Raw genomic sequence first — 16,930 nt, 5'->3', positions numbered from 1 at the left:
CGCAACGACTCAAGATCCTGCTGCGATCGTCATGAAGGCCATCCTGGGGATTTCTGCTTACTTCCACGACAGCGCGGCGGCTCTGCTGATCGATGGGCGCGTCATCTGTGCTGCTCAAGAGGAACGCTTTAGCCGCAAAAAACACGACGCACGCTTCCCACACCACGCGATTCGCTTCTGCCTCGATCAGGCCGGACTCAGCATCAGCGAGCTGGAGGCAGTGACCTATTACGAAAAGCCGCTGCTCACGTTTGAGCGTCTGCTTGAGACTTACATCGGCGCCTCCCCCCGTGGCGGGCGCTCTTTCGTGGCGGCGATGCAGACGTGGCTGCATGAAAAGCTTTTCCTGAAGCAGATCATGAAAAAGAACCTGCAAGAGATTGCAGGACAGGACGCCACAATTCCGCCTCTTCTTTTCTCAGAACACCATCTTTCGCACGCCTCAGCCGCATTTTTTCCCAGCCCATTCGAATCATCAGCCATTCTCTGCATGGACGGTGTGGGGGAGTGGGCGACCACCTCCGCCTGGATGGGACATGGAGACCAACTGAATCCCCTCTGGGAGATTTCCTTCCCACATTCTCTCGGCCTGCTCTATTCGGCCTTCACCTCCTACTGCGGCTTCAAGGTGAATTCAGGGGAATACAAATTGATGGGCCTAGCCCCTTACGGAACTCCAAGATATGTCGATCTGATTTACGACAATCTCATCGATGTCAAAGACGATGGAACCTTCAGACTGAATCTTGATTTTTTCAAGTTTCACCGTGGATTCCGCATGACCAGCAACCGGTTCCATGCATTATTCGGCCAACCACCACGCAAACCGGAAAGTGAATTAACACCATTTCACATGGATCTGGCCGCTTCAATTCAGCTGGTCACCGAAGACATTGTGCTCGCCCTGGCAACCAGCATTCACAAGGAGACCGGAGCCAAGAGCCTCTGCCTTGCCGGTGGAGTGGCACTGAATTGTGTTGCCAATGGCCGCTTGCTGAGAGAAGGTCCGTTCGACGACATCTGGATTCAACCAGCAAGTGGAGACGCTGGATCAGCCCTGGGAGCGGCACTGGTGACATGGCACGAGCACTTCAAGCAACCACGCCATTGCACAGGAGATGACGCGATGCAGGGCACCTATCTGGGACCTTGCTTCAGCAATGACCAGGTCTGTAGCCATCTGAATAGCAAGGGAATTCCCTTCAACACTTTCGACGACACCACACTGTTCGAGACCGTTGCTGATCTGCTCGAGCAAGGCAAGGTTGTTGGCTGGCTCAACGGACGCATGGAGTTCGGTCCTCGCTCACTTGGCGCCCGCTCAATCCTGGGCGATCCACGCAGCCAGGCGATGCAAAGCGTGATGAACCTGAAAATCAAATATCGCGAAAGCTTCCGTCCTTTTGCACCATCAGTGCTGGACAACCATGTGAATGATCAATTCGAGCTGAATCAAGCCAGTCCATACATGCTGATCGTTGCCCCAGTAAACAACAAACTCTGTATTCCGATGACGGAAGAACAGAATCAATTGTTCGGGATCGACAAACTAAATGTGCCGCGATCTTCTTTACCGGCAATTACCCATGTCGACTATTCGGCCCGGGTGCAAACCGTGCATGCCAAAACCAACCCACGATTCCATGGGTTACTTTCCGCCTTTCATCGCCGCACGGGTTGCCCCACGCTGGTGAACACCAGTTTCAACGTTCGCGGGGAACCGATCGTCTGCACTCCCGAGGATGCCTATCGCTGCTTTATGCGCACCGAAATGGATGTCCTGGTGCTTGAAAATCAGCTTTTACTGAAAACAGACCAACCGGAACAACACAGTGACAACAACTGGATGACGGAGTTCGAACTCGATTGATGGCATCCAAACCAACCCCGAAACGCAAGCAGCTAAGGCAATTCGGATTGCTATTGGGTGTGTTGATTCCTCTGTTCTTCTGCGTGCTTCTACCTGCTCTACACAGCCATTCAGCACCACTGTGGCCAGTGGGCATCGGCGTGCTCCTGATCTTGCTGGGCGTGGTTGCACCGCAACGGCTCAGCCTTGTTTATCGAGGCTGGATGGCTCTCGGCAACGTGCTTGGGTTCATCAACAGCCATCTGATCCTTGGAGTTGTGTTCGTCTTTGTGCTGCAACCGATTGCTCTGATCATGCGATGCCTAGGCCACGACCCGCTGCGCAAGCGTTGGGATGCATCAACTGACAGTTATCGCGAAGTGGTCCAGGGAAGGCGGACTAATCTCAAACAACCTTTCTGAGCTGGGCTCCGCAGAGAATGGCCGCACTGTTTGATCTGCTCGGAGATCTGTGGGCCTTCATGGCAGCTCGCAGAAAGTACTGGCTCGTGCCCTTGATCCTCACGCTCGTCTTGATGGGAGCACTTCTGGTATTCACCCAGGGCACAGTTGTGGCTCCCTTCATTTACAGCCTGTTCTGACGCCACTCAGATGCGCAAACTTCTGGTCGTCAACCTGCTGATCCTGGCCAGCCTGCTGGCCATCGCTGAAGTGATTGCAGCCTTGGTTGCACAACACAAGGGCGAACCGCTGGCCCTGGTACGACTGGCCCGTCAACTCAAAAACGGACGCACAATCCAGGCACCGAAAGCCAAGAGCGCTTGTGAACGCAAGACCAGCTGGTCTCCGCAATCCCCCTACGTGCCAGAGCCAACACTCGGATACTGGTACAGAAAAAACAGCATCAACACCGCCACAATTCAGCTGCCCGAGGACGTTCAACGCATGGGCATCGTTGGGGCAGTGAACCGATATCAGTGGACACTGAGCACAGGCTCAAAGGGTGAACGGTTGAGCCGAGCTGCTGGAGCTTCCAGCGGAACAGCACCCGCAGTGTTGGTGCTTGGCGACAGCTTTGTACTGGGGGCAGGACTGTCGGATAACGCCTCACTGGCCTGGCAGCTGCAGAGCCTGTTGCCTCATCAACCCGTGGCCAACTACGCCGGTGGTGGATTCGGCACGGTGCATCAATGGCTGATGCTGCGCGACGCCAACAACAAGCAAACTCTGATCCCGGCAGAGCTGCGAAAGCAACTGAAGGGAGGACACGTCCTGCTGGGACATGCGGATTACTACCTCAAGCGCAACGTGGCAGCACCCTCTCGGCTGAGAACCTTCAATCCCAGCTGCGGAACCTTTCAACAACAGCTGAAACGCAAGCCTGCCCTAGCGAAGGCTTACACCCATCCCAGAGCATCTTTGATCGACGGAACGCTGGCCGTGAGCCAGATCCCCTTATTTGACGATCATCTCGAAGAAGATCCAAGACGCGAGCAACAAATCAAGGTCACCACGGCACTGGTTGATGCCATTCTCCAGGAAACCGCAGTTCTAAAGGCCACCCCCATGGTGCTCTGGCTGCAGGGTGATCACGACAGTGCCGTGATCAACCACTACCGGCAACGGGGTGTAGCCGTTCTGGATCTGCGTGGCGGCGGCGGCCTCTGGACCCGCGACAACCTCGAGCCATTTGATAATCATCCCGGCCCCCTCACCACCAGCCATTGGGCCGAATTGATCGCTGAACAGCTGAGGCAACGATGAATCAGCGAGCACCTCTCATCCTGGTCGTCGGCATGCATCGCAGCGGCACGTCCCTGCTGGGGTCGTTGTTGCCAGCCTGTGGCATCGCAATGCCGGGACCCTTGCTGGACGGTGATACTCATAACCCCGAGGGCTACTTCGAACGTGCCGACGTGACCGCTCTACAAGAAGAGCTGCTGATCGATCTGGAGCGCTGGTGGCCCTCACCGCGAGGGATGCAGCCACTGCCGCAAGGGTGGCTGGACAGCAACCGAGGGCAGCGAGCCTTGGGTGATCTCAAGACACTTCTGCACTCAGAAGCGGAGGCTCAGACAGGTCCATGGGCGATCAAGGATCCACGCAGCAGTCTGCTGCTGCCACTGTGGAAGCAAGCCTGCGAAAGCCTGAACATCCCTCTGCAGCTGCTGCTGGCGATCCGGGATCCTGCTGAGGTGATGGTGTCTCTCGTGCGTCGGGATCAGTCCATCACCGGGATGGATGGATGGCGGGCTCAGCGCCTCTGGTGGCATCACAACGCGCAGGTGCTGCGTGATGGCGCTGATCTTCCCATGCAAGTGCTGAGCTACAGCCACTGGTTTGATCCAGACAAAGCGCTCAGGCAAGTCCGCAACCTTGCGCCGTTGAGTTCCAAAGAGCAGCAACAGCAGGCCTTGAAGGCCATAAGACCAGAGCACCGCCGTAGTCAGCAAAGCCAACTGCCTGCTCCTGTTGCCGGCACGGTGAAAAAGCTCTATCGACGTCTTGCAAAGCTGGCTCTAGAACCAACCAATCGACAAAGCCTGGAGCAGTGGCTGAGCAAACAGCTGGACCCTCCGGCGCTAGCCCCATTGCCACGCCGGCGTAGCCAACTCAAACGCAACCTGCAAATTAAGCGCGGTCTCCCCCCCGCGAATCGTGTTGCCGATCACCCATGGGGCCGACTAGCGGAAGTGATGTGCGGCAGCCAGGGGCCGGCAGCAGAACACCAACTGCACTCGTGGGAAACGCATGGGTTTCGCAGCTTTGAACTCGAACACATCGCCGCCCTGGCTGGCCCTGTTCCTGCCGCTGAAAGCTGGAGAGCAAGCCATGACAACATCACGATTCAGGTGCGCGGCGGGGACCTCAATCAGTGGCCCGTTCACGCCTGGATTCAGCACTGTCCGATCGACTCCGATCCAAGCAAAGTCTTTGAAGCCCAGGTGATGGGCAGCCAGGGCGTCAGCCCGATTGCCCTCAACCTTGCTGATGTGCTCATCGGTGCTGAGGGCTCGAAAGAACTGTTGCACCTCGCTCAACTGGAGCGGGTTTGGGACCCCGATCGCAAACGCGTGCAATTCCTACGCCAGTTTGGAATTAACGCCTCCTGGGTCACACCATCGCGAGCGGTGAACCACTACTTGAGAGCTTCAACGACAACCTGGGAATCCTGCGCAACCGAACTTGGACTCGCCGAGCCGAGGCGATTGAAAGATCTGGGTTCGACACTGTGCCTGAGCAACACCAACCCAGGTTTCAACCGAAACCTGCAGGCCCCACTGCTGAGTATTCCAGGCTTCAACAGTCTTGAATCCAATAATCCAAAAACAGCCTGGCTGATGGCGCAATGGCTTCAGGGCTGTCTAAATGCTGGCCTGGAGATCGTGCGACAGCAGCCGACGCCGGAGGAAGACATATGGCAGGCATGGCAAGTACTGGTGCAGTCCAACCAACGACAGACCGCACCGATCCTGATCTTGCAAGAACCCATCGGCGCTAAAGAGCTGCTTCAAGAACTGAACTGGTATCGCCAAGGCTGCCCATCAACCACGGTCAGTGACACCCCTAAGCCCAGCTCCAACCTGCTGTATACGAGCGGTGCTGAGCCCCTGATTGATGGCATCAGCGTTTGTGTCAGCCTCTACAACTACAGCTCCAGAATCCTCGATGCGTTGAACAGTGTGCTGGAGCAGACCGACGCCGCACGCATCGAATTAATCGTTGTCGACGACGCCTCGAGCGACAACAGCGCCGCCGTCGTGCAGTCGTGGATGGACAACCATCATTCGCATCTGGGTCGCTGCCTGCTGATTCAACACAGCGAGAATGGCGGACTAGCCTCAGCGCGAAACACTGCTTTTGAAGCGGCAAGCAGCGCCTGGTGCTTTGTGCTGGATGCCGACAATTCTCTCGACAGCAACGCTGTAAAACACTGTGGGCATCTTGCTCTGCAAGCCGATTGCCATTGCGCGGTCATACATAGCCTTGTGCGCGTGAAGCCAGAACAGGGAAGCGATGACCAAAGGGTGCTGGTAAGCGATATCCCCTGGCAGCAGCAACAGTTTCGCGGCGGCAACTACATCGATGCCATGGCCTTGGTGCGGCATGAAGCATGGAAAGCGGTAGGGGGCTACACCCACATCCCAGGCGGCTGGGAAGACTTTGATTTCTGGTGCTCGCTGATCGACCGAGGCTGGCACGGTGTGCTGTGCCCTCAGGTTCTGGCGACTTACACCAGCCACGAAAACTCAATGCGGGCTGAAAGTACAACTCAGCAGGAACGCCGACTCAGTCGCCTGTTGCAGATGCGACATCCTTGGCTGGATCTTCCCCAATGCCATGACCGGGCGATTTGGCCCCTCTAACAACTCAAGATTGCAGCGGTTGTGCAACAGGCCAGCCCTGCAAACGAGGCTGCTTCGCAAGCCTGAAAGGTTCTCCATCTAAAGCGAGATTAGGGTTATAAGCAGGATCACAAGTTAGGTAATTTTCCCATCGCTGCTGCATCCAGGCCACTTCAGATGAGAATCGAGCCTGCTTCTCCGGGGTGTCTTCATAGCCACGACTCACTGATTCGTGATGTAGCAAAACAGCCGATGGTGCATAGACATTATGCAGTCCTTTCTCAATCAGCTTGAGGCAGAAATCAACATCATTGAATGCCACACTGAGATTGTCCGCGTCAAGTCCGCCTACAGCTTGGTAGTTTGTCTTGCTGACTAGTAGACAGGCTGCCGTAACAGCGGAAACCTCCTGAACCAATTGAGCACGACTGAAATATCCGTAAGCATCCTCTGCAAGACCATGGTGGGCATGTCCTGCGACACCACCCACACCGAGGAGAACACCACCATGCTGAATCGTGCGGTTGGGATACAACAAGCGCGCTCCCACAGCTCCAACCCCGGGCCGCATTGCGTAAGACAGCAAGTGCGACAACCAATCAGCATTGATGACTTCAATATCGTTATTTAATAAGCAAATCCAGTCCCCAGTCGCCTTTTCAACAGCGCTGTTGTTGAGTGCGGAATAATTAAATGGACTTGGATCTCTCAAAACACGGATCGAGCCTTGCTGCTCGAGATCTTGCAGAAAGATCAACGTCTCCGAATCATCAGAACCATTATCGACAACCAAAATCTCAAGGTTGGCGTAGTCAGTCTGCTCAATCAAACTCAGAAGGCACGGCCTTAAAACATTGAGTCCATTGCGAGTGGGAATGATCACACTCACACAAGGTCCATCAACAGGAAGAGAAAACTTGGGATGCATTCCTGCTGCGATGCGCTCAACTGATTGGACAGGAAGACCCTGCCGCTGAAGATAGCCTTCAACAGCCTTGATCCCAGCATCATCGCTGTAGGGCTTGGCATTGGAACCGGACGCCGTACTTTGCGAATGAACACGCCAGTGATAAAGAATTCGCGGAATATGAACAATCTGCGATCTCTGAACTGTCTCAGTACATCGCAACACGAGATCATGATCTTGTGCACCCTCAAAGCCAATACGAAATCCTCCGAGCTTGCGCACAAGTTCGGTTTCGAAAACCCCTAAGTGGCAAAACATGTTCTGGGATTCCATCAGAAGAGGGTCCCAATCAGACTTAAAATAGGGATCTACATTTTCACCATTTTTACCAACTTTATCCTCATCCGAGTAAAACAAGCGAGCCTGTGGGTGATCATGAATAGCGCGAGCTATCCAGGCCAGAGCATCGACTGATAGCAAGTCGTCGTGATCCAGCAGAGCCATCCATGGGCAATCAACCAGGTCAAGCGCCGAATTTGAGCACGCAGAAATATGGCCATTGTCGTTACGGAAGACAACCTGAATGCGTGGATCGGACGCCGCTGCAGCTTCCAGAATTTGATGAATCTGCGGATCCGTGGAGCAGTCATCAGCAATACAAAGCTGCCAATGGGGATAAATCTGCTCACGCACTGAATCAATCGCCTGTTGCAACCATTCAGGTTTAGGGTTAAAAACTGGCATCAGCACCGCAATCCTGGGTGCATGCAGCCAATCCCGAGCCCAGGCCTCCATCGCTTCACTTTCCTGCTGTGATGGAACATGAAATTCCTGAAGCCAGCTTTGATAACCGGGCGCAAAGCGTGAAGGGTCGCTTAACTCCCGCAGACGTGCGGCACTAACAGCAGGCCCTTCACGCAGGGCACGCCATAGAAAGCGGGGCACCCGCATCAACGCTCCTGGATCGGCGCGGAACACCTGAGACGACGTGCGCAATCGACTGATCAGGTTGCGGAATTTCATCGTGGTAGCCAAGCCAGGAGACCGTATAACCCCAGCGTCCGCAAAGGACCATGTTTGCTCGGACGTTGCTCGGATGAAAGCTTCAGCAAAGCCCACCATCGACGCCTGCGCGGCAGCTGCAACAAAGCCGGCAAGGCTGACAGTGGCTGGCCATAACGCTGTTCAAACAACTCCGCCTGTCGCAAGGCAGCCCGGGTATGCCCGCCCGCAGAGGGGTCAGCAAACAAATTCCGCAGCCTTTGCATCCAATAGCTCAGACCAAGACCCTGAGCTCCCAGCACATTGGTGCCGTGCTGGCGATACCGCACCGTTGGCTCGGGAAGCAAGCCAATCTCACCGATACGACTGGCCACCAGAGCCAGCCACCAGTCGTGCATCAGGGCCTCCGCAGGTATCGGCAAAGCCTTTTTCAGCAGTGCACGATTGAGCAGCACGGTGCAACCGGTCACCACATTGGTAAGCACCAGATGCTCCGGTGCGGTGCGCAACGGATCCAGTCGCTGACGTTGCAGATAAGTGCTTCCAAGCGACGCCCCTTCGCCGTCGACCAACTCCAGATCGCTGTGCACCAAGAGAGGTGTCTTATCTCCTCGGCTCCGCTCCAACTGCTGCAACAGGGCCAGGGAGGCTTCCAATTTGTGAGGCAGCCAAACGTCGTCCTGATCGGCAAGCGCCACATAAGCAGCTTTTGTGGCTTCCAGCAGCCTGTTCACATTGGCAGTGCAGCCAAGGTTGCCGTCCGCTGGCAGCAGCTCCAGCCAATCGCCGTACTCACGCTTGAGGCAAGCGAGCAACTCCGCAGTGCCATCGCTGGAGCCGTCGTCGCGCAACAGCAGCCGCTGGGGACGAAGCGTCTGCTGATCGATCGAGGCGATCTGTTGCCTGAGATAGGCAGCACCGTTGTAAGTGGGAAGAACAACCTCAATCACCAGAGCGCCCAGCCCCACTTACGGAAGTAATGCCAGGCACTGGTGAGATTCACGGCCATCAGGCCCAGGTTGCTGTAGTTGCCACGACCCCAGCCATGCACCACGCCGGCGACCGGCAAGTGCACACACTGACCATCGCGAGCGAGGCTGCGGGTGATGTCGGCATCCTCGAGATAGAGGAAATAACGCTCATCAAAGCCGCCTGCACGGCTGAAGGCTTCACTGCGGATCAACATGCAACAACCGCTGAGATAGGGCGCTTCAAACACCTCCTGGTAGTTCTGATCCGCCATCACGTACCAGCGGTCATAACGCTTCAGCCAGTTGGGCTTGAGCCATCCCGGTAGAAAACGGCGACTGAACAGACCCAGCACGGTTGGGTGCTGCTTACAAAGCTGCTGGGGGGTGCCAGCTTCATCAAGGATCTGCGGGACCGCCAGGCTCACCTGCGGGTGCTGCTGCAACCAGCCAACAAGCAGCTCAAAGGTGCCCGCCTGCCAGGAGAGATCCGTATTGAGAACCCCGATGTACGGGGCGAGCTGGCCGAGCCGCACCACCAAGCGATTCACAGCCCGCCCATAGCCAGGGTTATCGCGATTGGTGAGAAAACAATCAGCTCCGGCCTGCAGTTGATCCACCGGCTCACCTGGATGGTGGTCATTCACCACCACTGCGTAGCCCACCTGCGGCGACAGCTCGTTCAGGCAGGCCTGCAGCTGCTTCACCTCCAATGGCGAAGGGTGATACGCCACAAACAGCAGCAACAGTTGCCGCCTTGGCGGGTCAGCCGTCTCGTCTTGGGCAATCTCCAAAGAAGATCGACGCCGAAACACCGATGAGCGAGTCAACCTTCCAGATGCCTGTTGCCTCGCCAAGGGATGCAGCCAAAACCGCGTCAAAGATCCCCAGGCCACCAGAATCAAGCCAAGGATGAGCAGCGTGCTGCGCTGAAACCACACCGCCGCAGGCGCAGCATTCAACAGCCAACCCACAAGCACAGCCAAGGCAAGGGCACTGCCCACCACCACAAGCCAGCGCTGTAACAGCTGCCGGTAGGGCATCCATGGCCAGCGCAGGAAGGAATACCCCCCTAAAAACCATGCCAGCAGCAGAAAGCCAAGCCCAAACACAAGACCATCCCCCTGCAACACCAGCGCAGGATTGTGACCGCGCAGAGCCGCTGCTAACAGGGCACTCAAGAAAACCCCGAACAAATCCAGCCCAACACTGAGCCAGATCAGTGACCAAGACCGGTTCATCCCTGGGTACCGATGCGCTCACCGCCGTAGCCGGCCCGCTCACGCACCTTGTCACACCAGAACAGGTGATCGAGATACCAGCGCACGGTGGCTTCAAGGCCCTGCTCAAAACTATGGCGAGGCTGCCAGCCCAAGTCTCTGGAGATCTTGGAGGCGTCAATGGCATAGCGCCTGTCGTGACCGGGGCGATCGCCCACACGTGTAATCAGGCGGGCATGGGGCGCACCATCAGGCCGCAGCTGATCCATCAGGGAGCAGATCGTTTCCACCACGTCGCGATTGGTGCGCTCACTGGCCGAGCCATGATCACCGGCACCACCCACGCAGTAGCTCTCTCCCAGGCGGCCACGGGTGGCGGCAAGCAATAGGGCCTCCACATGGTCTTCCACATACAACCAATCGCGCACGTTGGCGCCGTCGCCATAGAGGGGGATGGGTTCACCGGCCACCGCCTTGAGAATCACCACTGGGATCAGTTTTTCCGGAAACTGCCAGGGCCCGTAGTTGTTCGAGCAATTGGTGAGCACAACAGGCAAGCCGAAGGTGTGATGCCAGGCGCTGACCAGGTGATCGCTTGCCGCCTTGCTGGCGGAATAGGGACTGCGGGGGTCGTAGGCGGTGGTTTCGGAAAAACGGCCTGAATCGCCGAGGGAACCGAACACCTCATCGGTGCTGATGTGATGAAAACGAAAACACTTCTGGCGCTCTTTGGGCAGCTCCTGCCAATGGCGACGAACAGCCTGGAGCAGATTGAAGGTGCCGGTGACGTTGCTCTCAATGAAGGCACCAGGGCCATCGATTGAACGATCCACATGGCTTTCAGCCGCCAAGTGCATCACCAGATCGGGGTCCGCTTGCCGAATGGCCTGATCCGTTGCAGCGGCGTCGGCTAGATCAATTTTCAACAACTGATGCCTTTTGGCCTCCGAAGAGCCAAGACCTTCCACCACCCGATCAATACTGGTGAGATCACTCGCGTAACCGATCTTGTCGAGCGTGATCACCGCAACCCCAGGCCAGCTGAGCAAACGCCTGACTACGCAGCTGCCGATGAATCCCGCACCACCTGTCACCAGCACGCGTGTGCCAGGGGGCAACAGAATCTCAGTCATGATCGAAAATTAATCTGTTTGACATTAATCCAGAGTCAGAACCAGGACCCTTCAGGCTTCGGGCAACTGACAACATCATCTTTATCCGACTGAGACAGGCATGAATATCCTCTTCGTTCATCAGAACTTTCCCGGCCAGTATGTGCACATCTGCTATCAACTTTTAAGGCAAAGCGGCAATACCGTTGTTTCAGTCAGCATGAATGAAAGCAGTATTGCCAAAGTGAAGGGTTATCACCATTACATTTATCAACCCAAGCGCGGAAATGGTGCAGACATTCACCCATTAGTCCTTGATACAGAAACTAAAGCCATCCGGGCCGAAGCTTGCGCAGAACTGTGCGCCGAACTCAAGCGAAAGGGGTTCAAACCAGACATCATCTGTGGTCATCCTGGCTGGGGAGAATTGCTATTCCTTCCCTACATTTGGCCCGGCGTTCCACTCTTAATGTATCAAGAGTTTTGCTACAACGTGAACGGATTTGATTGTGCGTTTGACCCAGAGTTGCAGCCCGACGACAACGACTGGAATAATTCAGGGCGGATTCATATGAAGAATGCCAATACGTTACTGAATCTTGATCATGCCACTTGGAACATTACACCAACAGCGTTCCAAAAAAGCTCCTATCCAGCGCGTTTTCACCATCGCTTTTCAGTGATTCACGATGGTATTTCTAATGAGGCCCGACCCGCCAAAAAACCCAGCACATTATCGCTTGAAATTAACGACAAACTCACTCTGACCAACGCTGACAAACTGGTCACATTTGTGAACCGCCATATCGAGCCCTACCGCGGTTGTCACTCCTTCATTCGGGCCATCCCCAAGATTCAGGAACTGCAACCTGACGCCCAGATTGTGGTGGTTGGTGAGCGAAAAGGCGTCAGCTACGGAAAAGCTTGCGAGGACGGCGAATGGTGCGACCGCTTTCTCGCAGAAATCGAAGGTGAATACGACCCCTCACGGGTGCACTTCGTGGGCCGCATCAACTACGAACCCTTTCTCACCTTGCTGCAACTGAGCAAGGCCCACGTGTATCTCACGTATCCGTTCGTGCTGAGCTGGAGTTTGCTGGAAGCGATGAGCAGCGGCTGCGCCATCGTGGGCTCAGCAACAGAACCGGTGATGGAGGTGCTTGATCACGAGCACAACGGTCTGCTGGTGGACTTTTTCAATCCACAAGCGATTGCTGAGCAGGTCGACCGGCTGCTGAGAGATCGCAGCCTCGCTAAAAAACTGGGTCATCAGGCTCATCTCGATGCCATTGAGCACTACAGCCTGGAACGCTGTCTGCCGCGCCAGCTCAACCTGATCGATCTCGTGGCATCAAGGGCACTTGGCCACTGAATTCAGGGGATGCGGGCCATCACCTCGGCCAGTGCAGCCCGCCAATGGCTGGCTGGTAAACCCAGCAACGATCGTGTAGCACTGCAATCCAGCAGCGAGTAGCCCGGCCGTTGAGCAGGTGTGGGGTACTCAGCAGTGGTAATCGGCTCAACACAAGCAGCCGAGCTCAGCCGACCTGCGGCAACGCCAAGTTCACCGATGGCCACTGCAAAGTCGTACCAACTGGCAGCTCCAGAGTCACTGCAGTGATGCATGCCATGGGCAGCGTGTTCAATCATCGACCAGCAGGCCTGGGCAAGGGTGGTTGTGCTGGTGGGGCAGCCCACCTGATCCGCCACGACCCGCAGGGGATCACCGGCTTCGGCCTTGATCGCATGCAACCGCAGAATCGTGAGCAAAAAATTTCGCCCGACGGGGCCATACACCCAGCTGGTGCGCAGGATCGCCAATCGCTCTGGAGCTAACCCCTCAACAGCGGCCTGCTCGCCAGCCGCCTTGGTGCGGCCATACACCCCAATGGGGTCGCATGGCTGATCAAGCCGATAAGGATGACCCTGCTCTCCATTGAAGACAAAATCGGTGCTCACCTGCAGCAAGCAGCCGCCGGTCTGCTGCAGCGCAGCAGCAAAGGCTCCAGGCGCTTGGGCATTCACAAGCTCGGCCAGCTCCGGCTCAGTTTCGGCGCGATCCACTGCTGTGTAAGCCCCAGCATTGATCAGCCAATCCGGCTGATACTTCTCTACAGCCGCACGACAAGCAGCGGGATCAGCCAGATCAAGCTGCTCGCGGCCAAAGGCCAGCAACTCCACGGGCGCTGGGCAAGTGTGCTGCAGTTCCTGGCCCAGCTGGCCAGCCGCACCGGTGATCAGAACACGCATGGCTGATCCTTCAACAAGGGTGCTTCCGCATCTTTCTCAGACAGCAATGGGGAGCTGGCCGCAACAGCACCCTCAAAAGCAGGCCAAGCAATGGCCAGATCGGGATCATCCCAACGCACCGCCTGCTCACACTCCCGGCTCCAAAAATCTGTGGTCTTGTAAAGCACCTCAGCATGATTACTGAGGGTGAGGAAGCCATGGCCGAACCCTGCTGGCACCCACAGCTGCTGATGGTTGGCGGCCGTCAGGCGAGCGCCCACCCACTGACCGAACGTTGCCGAACTGCGGCGCAGATCAACTGCCACATCAAAGATTTCGCCCAGCGCGCAGCGGACAAGCTTGCCCTGGGGATGGGGCGGCAACTGGTAATGCAGGCCGCGCAGAACGCCAACGCTGGAGCGAGAATGGTTGTCCTGAACAAACGCAGGCACCGGCTGGCTATCCGCCTCCAGGGCTTTTGCAAAGGCCGCCTGATTCCAACTCTCAAAGAAAAACCCACGGTCATCTCCAAACACCCGCGGAGTGATCAACAACGGTCCGTTGAGGGTCGACCCGAAAGAGGTGGTGAGCCGTTCAGCCTGCATCTGGGTACTCCATCAGTTGGAGCAGGTAATCGCCATAGCCACTCTTGCGCAGCGGTGTTGCGAGCTTGTGCAGCTGTTCGTCGCTGATCCAGCCCTGCCTCCAGGCCACCTCTTCAGGGCAACCCACCTTGAGACTCTGGCGATGCTCAAGAGTGCGGATGTAACTGCCAGCCTCCTGCAAGGAATCACAAGTCCCCGTATCCAGCCATGCCATGCCGCGACCCATCAGCTGCACCTGCAACTCCCCTTCCTCCAGGTACTGACGGTTGAGATCCGTGATCTCCAGTTCGCCGCGAGCCGACGGCTTCACCTCCCGGGCACGCTCAACCACGGAGTCGTCATAGAAATAAAGACCGGTAACGGCGTAGCGCGACTTCGGGCGCTCTGGCTTCTCTTCAATACTGATCACTCGGCCATCGGAGGCGAATTCCACCACGCCGTAGCGCTCGGGATCACGCACTGGATAGGCAAAAACCGTGGCTCCTTGGTTGGACTGGCCGCTTTGCAAAAACTGAGGTATCAGCTCACCGCCATGGAACAGGTTGTCGCCCAATACCAGGGCTGCAGGAGCACCGGCCAGAAACTCTGCTCCGATCAGAAACGCTTGGGCAAGGCCATCGGGGCTGGGCTGAACGGCGTAGATGATCTCCATTCCCCAGGAGTGACCATTCCCCAGGAGTCGCTCAAACGCATCGCGGTCATGGGGTGTGGTGATGATCAGCACCTCGCGAATCCCCGCCAGCATCAAGGTGCTGAGCGGGTAGTAGATCATCGGTTTGTCAAAAACCGGCAGCAGCTGCTTACTCACCGCCAGCGTGATGGGGTGCAGGCGAGTTCCGCTGCCACCTGCGAGAATGATTCCCTTGCGCTGCTGCACACATCTGATCGGCACTGGGCTGATGCTCGCATGGGACTACAAATGCCCCAGCCCAGACGCCACGGGTAATCTGACCAAGAGGAACGCGAGTTCTGCCTTACGCAAGATTCATGCGCGTTCACGTTTGCATTCCGCATTACGCCAGGGAAGAGAAGGATGCTTCAGCCAATCCCGATGGCTACGGATCACTGCGAGTCGGCTCGCAGTTTCAACGCTCACTGGCTCTGAGTCGCTGCCTGCATGGCCTTCTGGGCCTGCAGCGTCAAGCGGAGATGACCGTGCTCAACATTCAGCACAAACGCATTGACCACTTTCCAGCCAACCAACCATCGCTCGAACTCAACATCAGCGTCTGCAGCGACGGTGAGCACCAGCTGAATAATGTGCTCGATCTTTTTGGACAGCGGATTCAAAGAGTTGAGCTGCAAACTGATGATCCCCGTCAGCTGCCGCTGGCCTGTCGGGATCACCTGATCAACAATGCTTCCGATGCCGACCTGATGATGTATCTGGAAGACGATCTGGTGATCCACGATCCCGCCTTCTTCGACAAACAGCGCTGGTTTTTGGACAAAACCGAACACCGTTTCTGCCTGATGCCCCATCGCTACGAACCAGTACATCAGGGAGCGATCAACCAGTTGCTGGTGGACGGCCCCCTCTCACCACAGTTCATCGGGCGTTTCATGCAACCCCAGCGCGATGCCGCCCAAGGCCTCTATCGCGGGCAAGAAGAAGTGCACTTTGATCTCACCAGCAACCCCCATTCCGGCTGTTTCGTGGTGAGTGCTCAGCAGGCCGAAGAACTCAGCCAAAAGGAGTTGCCTCGGGAAGGGTTTGTGGGGCCACTGGAGACCGCGGCCACCCTGACGGTGCTGCACCGCTATCCAGTCATGAAGCCAAGTTTGGAGCATTGGAAGTTTCTGCAGCTCGAACACGGCCATCCCAACTTCCGCAGCTATCTGAACTCTTGGTCCCACCAAGACCTGCCTGTCGCCCAACAGCAGACAGCTGACCAAGAGCTGAAGGAATCATGAGCTTCTCAATCCAGCGATCGCTGCAGGCCTACGCCGCCCTGACCCGCAACCCCAGCATTCTCTGGAGGCTGACCGAGCGTGAAATCGCGTCTCGCTATAGAGGATCACTGCTGGGTTGGAGCTGGACCCTGCTTAACCCGCTGCTGATGTTGGCGGTCTACACCTTTGTGTTCTCCACGGTGTTCAAAGCACGCTGGCCCGACCTCCAAGAAGCAGGTCCGATCGGTTTCGCCATCAACCTGTTCGCCGGGCTGATTGTGTACAGCCTGTTTGCCGAATGCATCAGCAGGGCGCCCACTCTGGTGTTGAGCCAGCCGAGCTACGTCAAAAAAGTGATCTTTCCCCTTGAGCTGCTGAGTGCCGTTGCTGTGGGTGCAGCTGCGTTCCATGCCTGCACGAGCCTGGTGGTGCTCGGTCTGTTCGAACTGATTGTGCAGGGATCGATCCCCTTAACGGCTTTCTGGCTTCCGCTGGTTTGGTTGCCACTGGTGTTGGGGTGCTTGGCCTTGTGCTGGTTGCTGTCAGCACTTGGGGTCTATCTGCGCGACTTGCCTCAGCTGGTGAATGTGGGCCTGAGCGTGTTGATGTTTTTAAGCGCCATCTTTTATCCAGTGTCAGCACTACCGGAGCGCTGGCAACCGGTGTTGAGCCTCAATCCGCTGGTTCTCGTAATCGAACAGACCCGTGCTGTGCTGGTCAGCGGGCAGGGTCCATCCGCGCTTTATCTCTGCCTGGGCTTGCCGATCAGCGTTGTGATGTGTGAACTCTGCTTCAGGATGTTTCAGAAAGCACGGCGTGGTTTCGCTGATGTGATGTGA

At 56.6% G+C, this 16,930-nt stretch carries 15 protein-coding genes; 8 read left to right on the top strand and 7 right to left on the bottom strand.

What is annotated here, in order from left to right:
• The first annotated feature begins 31 nt into the window (after nt 1-31).
• From SynBIOSU31_RS00555 to SynBIOSU31_RS00535, 5 genes are read left to right on the top strand one after another with little or no spacing between them, the layout of a single operon-like run.
• Nucleotides 32-1,870 carry a carbamoyltransferase family protein gene (locus SynBIOSU31_RS00555; protein ID WP_186491306.1) on the top strand — a complete coding sequence of 613 codons (1,839 nt, stop codon included), beginning with the start codon at nt 32-34 and terminating at the stop codon, nt 1,868-1,870.
• Nucleotides 1,870-2,271 carry an SxtJ family membrane protein gene (locus tag SynBIOSU31_RS00550; RefSeq protein WP_186491304.1) on the top strand — a complete coding sequence of 134 codons (402 nt, stop codon included), beginning with the start codon at nt 1,870-1,872 and terminating at the stop codon, nt 2,269-2,271. The genes SynBIOSU31_RS00555 and SynBIOSU31_RS00550 overlap by 1 nt, the downstream gene beginning before the upstream one ends.
• A 17-nt stretch (nt 2,272-2,288) precedes the next feature.
• Nucleotides 2,289-2,450 carry a DUF5989 family protein gene (locus tag SynBIOSU31_RS00545; protein WP_186491303.1) on the top strand — a complete coding sequence of 54 codons (162 nt, stop codon included), beginning with the start codon at nt 2,289-2,291 and terminating at the stop codon, nt 2,448-2,450.
• Between the two features lie 10 nt (nt 2,451-2,460).
• Nucleotides 2,461-3,573: an SGNH/GDSL hydrolase family protein gene (locus tag SynBIOSU31_RS00540; protein WP_186491302.1), complete on the top strand. Its 1,113-nt coding sequence runs from the start codon at nt 2,461-2,463 to the stop codon at nt 3,571-3,573.
• A complete protein-coding gene (locus tag SynBIOSU31_RS00535) occupies nt 3,570-6,176 on the top strand; it encodes a glycosyltransferase (protein ID WP_186491301.1) in 2,607 nt (868 codons plus the stop codon). The genes SynBIOSU31_RS00540 and SynBIOSU31_RS00535 overlap by 4 nt, the downstream gene beginning before the upstream one ends.
• A gap of 4 nt (nt 6,177-6,180) precedes the next feature.
• On the opposite strand, the gene SynBIOSU31_RS00530 is transcribed toward SynBIOSU31_RS00535, so the two are convergent.
• The 4 genes from SynBIOSU31_RS00530 to rfbB all read right to left on the bottom strand — a co-directional run bounded on the left by SynBIOSU31_RS00530 (nt 6,181) and on the right by rfbB (nt 11,385).
• On the bottom strand, nt 6,181-7,806 hold the full coding sequence (locus SynBIOSU31_RS00530) for a glycosyltransferase family 2 protein (RefSeq protein WP_255477465.1): 1,626 nt from the start codon (nt 7,804-7,806) through the stop codon (nt 6,181-6,183).
• Nucleotides 7,807-8,081: 275 nt separating this feature from the next.
• Entirely contained in the window at nt 8,082-9,032 is a 951-nt protein-coding gene (locus tag SynBIOSU31_RS00525) for a glycosyltransferase family 2 protein (RefSeq protein WP_186491299.1), read from the bottom strand.
• Nucleotides 9,011-10,273 (bottom strand): glycosyltransferase family 2 protein, encoded by a 1,263-nt coding sequence (locus SynBIOSU31_RS14635; protein ID WP_255477289.1) that lies wholly within the window; start codon nt 10,271-10,273, stop codon nt 9,011-9,013. Before SynBIOSU31_RS14635 ends, SynBIOSU31_RS00525 begins: the two co-directional genes overlap by 22 nt.
• Entirely contained in the window at nt 10,270-11,385 is a 1,116-nt protein-coding gene (gene rfbB / locus SynBIOSU31_RS00515) for a dTDP-glucose 4,6-dehydratase (RefSeq protein ID WP_186491293.1), read from the bottom strand. Before rfbB ends, SynBIOSU31_RS14635 begins: the two co-directional genes overlap by 4 nt.
• A gap of 100 nt (nt 11,386-11,485) precedes the next feature.
• On the opposite strand from rfbB, the gene SynBIOSU31_RS00510 reads away from it, so the two are divergent.
• Complete coding sequence (locus SynBIOSU31_RS00510; RefSeq protein WP_186491292.1) at nt 11,486-12,736, top strand: glycosyltransferase; 1,251 nt, start codon at nt 11,486-11,488, stop codon at nt 12,734-12,736.
• Nucleotides 12,737-12,738: 2 nt separating this feature from the next.
• On the opposite strand, the gene rfbD is transcribed toward SynBIOSU31_RS00510, so the two are convergent.
• Genes rfbD through rfbA form a run of 3 tightly spaced genes read right to left on the bottom strand, consistent with a single transcriptional unit; the run spans nt 12,739 to nt 15,090 of the window.
• The gene (gene rfbD, locus SynBIOSU31_RS00505) at nt 12,739-13,614 is read right to left on the bottom strand and encodes a dTDP-4-dehydrorhamnose reductase (RefSeq protein WP_186491290.1); all 876 of its coding nucleotides are present in this window, start codon (nt 13,612-13,614) and stop codon (nt 12,739-12,741) included.
• Nucleotides 13,602-14,198, bottom strand: a complete 597-nt coding sequence (gene rfbC, locus SynBIOSU31_RS00500; protein ID WP_186491288.1) for a dTDP-4-dehydrorhamnose 3,5-epimerase — start codon at nt 14,196-14,198, stop codon at nt 13,602-13,604. Before rfbC ends, rfbD begins: the two co-directional genes overlap by 13 nt.
• The gene (rfbA, locus tag SynBIOSU31_RS00495; protein ID WP_255477288.1) at nt 14,188-15,090 is read right to left on the bottom strand and encodes a glucose-1-phosphate thymidylyltransferase RfbA; all 903 of its coding nucleotides are present in this window, start codon (nt 15,088-15,090) and stop codon (nt 14,188-14,190) included. Before rfbA ends, rfbC begins: the two co-directional genes overlap by 11 nt.
• A 95-nt stretch (nt 15,091-15,185) precedes the next feature.
• Here rfbA and SynBIOSU31_RS00490 point away from each other — a divergent pair, with 95 nt between their 5' ends.
• Entirely contained in the window at nt 15,186-16,112 is a 927-nt protein-coding gene (locus SynBIOSU31_RS00490; protein WP_186491286.1) for a hypothetical protein, read from the top strand.
• Complete coding sequence (locus tag SynBIOSU31_RS00485; RefSeq protein ID WP_186491284.1) at nt 16,109-16,930, top strand: ABC transporter permease; 822 nt, start codon at nt 16,109-16,111, stop codon at nt 16,928-16,930. The genes SynBIOSU31_RS00490 and SynBIOSU31_RS00485 overlap by 4 nt, the downstream gene beginning before the upstream one ends.

It is taken from the genome of Synechococcus sp. BIOS-U3-1 (genome assembly GCF_014279975.1).
In the GTDB taxonomy this organism is placed as follows: domain Bacteria; phylum Cyanobacteriota; class Cyanobacteriia; order PCC-6307; family Cyanobiaceae; genus Synechococcus_C.
This window is presented reverse-complemented; position numbering and strand designations above follow the sequence as displayed.

Excerpts from the sequence above, each read along its gene's own strand:
- SynBIOSU31_RS00555 (WP_186491306.1), top strand. The coding sequence starts at position 32 with ATGAAGGCCATCCTGGGGATTTCTGCTTACTTCCACGACAGCGCGGCG.
- SynBIOSU31_RS00550 (WP_186491304.1), top strand. The coding sequence starts at position 1,870 with ATGGCATCCAAACCAACCCCGAAACGCAAGCAGCTAAGGCAATTCGGA.
- SynBIOSU31_RS00545 (WP_186491303.1), top strand. The coding sequence starts at position 2,289 with ATGGCCGCACTGTTTGATCTGCTCGGAGATCTGTGGGCCTTCATGGCA.
- SynBIOSU31_RS00540 (WP_186491302.1), top strand. The coding sequence starts at position 2,461 with ATGCGCAAACTTCTGGTCGTCAACCTGCTGATCCTGGCCAGCCTGCTG.
- SynBIOSU31_RS00535 (WP_186491301.1), top strand. The coding sequence starts at position 3,570 with ATGAATCAGCGAGCACCTCTCATCCTGGTCGTCGGCATGCATCGCAGC.
- SynBIOSU31_RS00530 (WP_255477465.1), bottom strand. The coding sequence starts at position 7,806 with ATGCCAGTTTTTAACCCTAAACCTGAATGGTTGCAACAGGCGATTGAT.
- SynBIOSU31_RS14635 (WP_255477289.1), bottom strand. The coding sequence starts at position 10,273 with ATGAACCGGTCTTGGTCACTGATCTGGCTCAGTGTTGGGCTGGATTTG.
- rfbB (WP_186491293.1), bottom strand. The coding sequence starts at position 11,385 with ATGACTGAGATTCTGTTGCCCCCTGGCACACGCGTGCTGGTGACAGGT.
- SynBIOSU31_RS00510 (WP_186491292.1), top strand. The coding sequence starts at position 11,486 with ATGAATATCCTCTTCGTTCATCAGAACTTTCCCGGCCAGTATGTGCAC.
- rfbD (WP_186491290.1), bottom strand. The coding sequence starts at position 13,614 with ATGCGTGTTCTGATCACCGGTGCGGCTGGCCAGCTGGGCCAGGAACTG.
- rfbC (WP_186491288.1), bottom strand. The coding sequence starts at position 14,198 with ATGCAGGCTGAACGGCTCACCACCTCTTTCGGGTCGACCCTCAACGGA.
- SynBIOSU31_RS00490 (WP_186491286.1), top strand. The coding sequence starts at position 15,186 with ATGCGCGTTCACGTTTGCATTCCGCATTACGCCAGGGAAGAGAAGGAT.
- SynBIOSU31_RS00485 (WP_186491284.1), top strand. The coding sequence starts at position 16,109 with ATGAGCTTCTCAATCCAGCGATCGCTGCAGGCCTACGCCGCCCTGACC.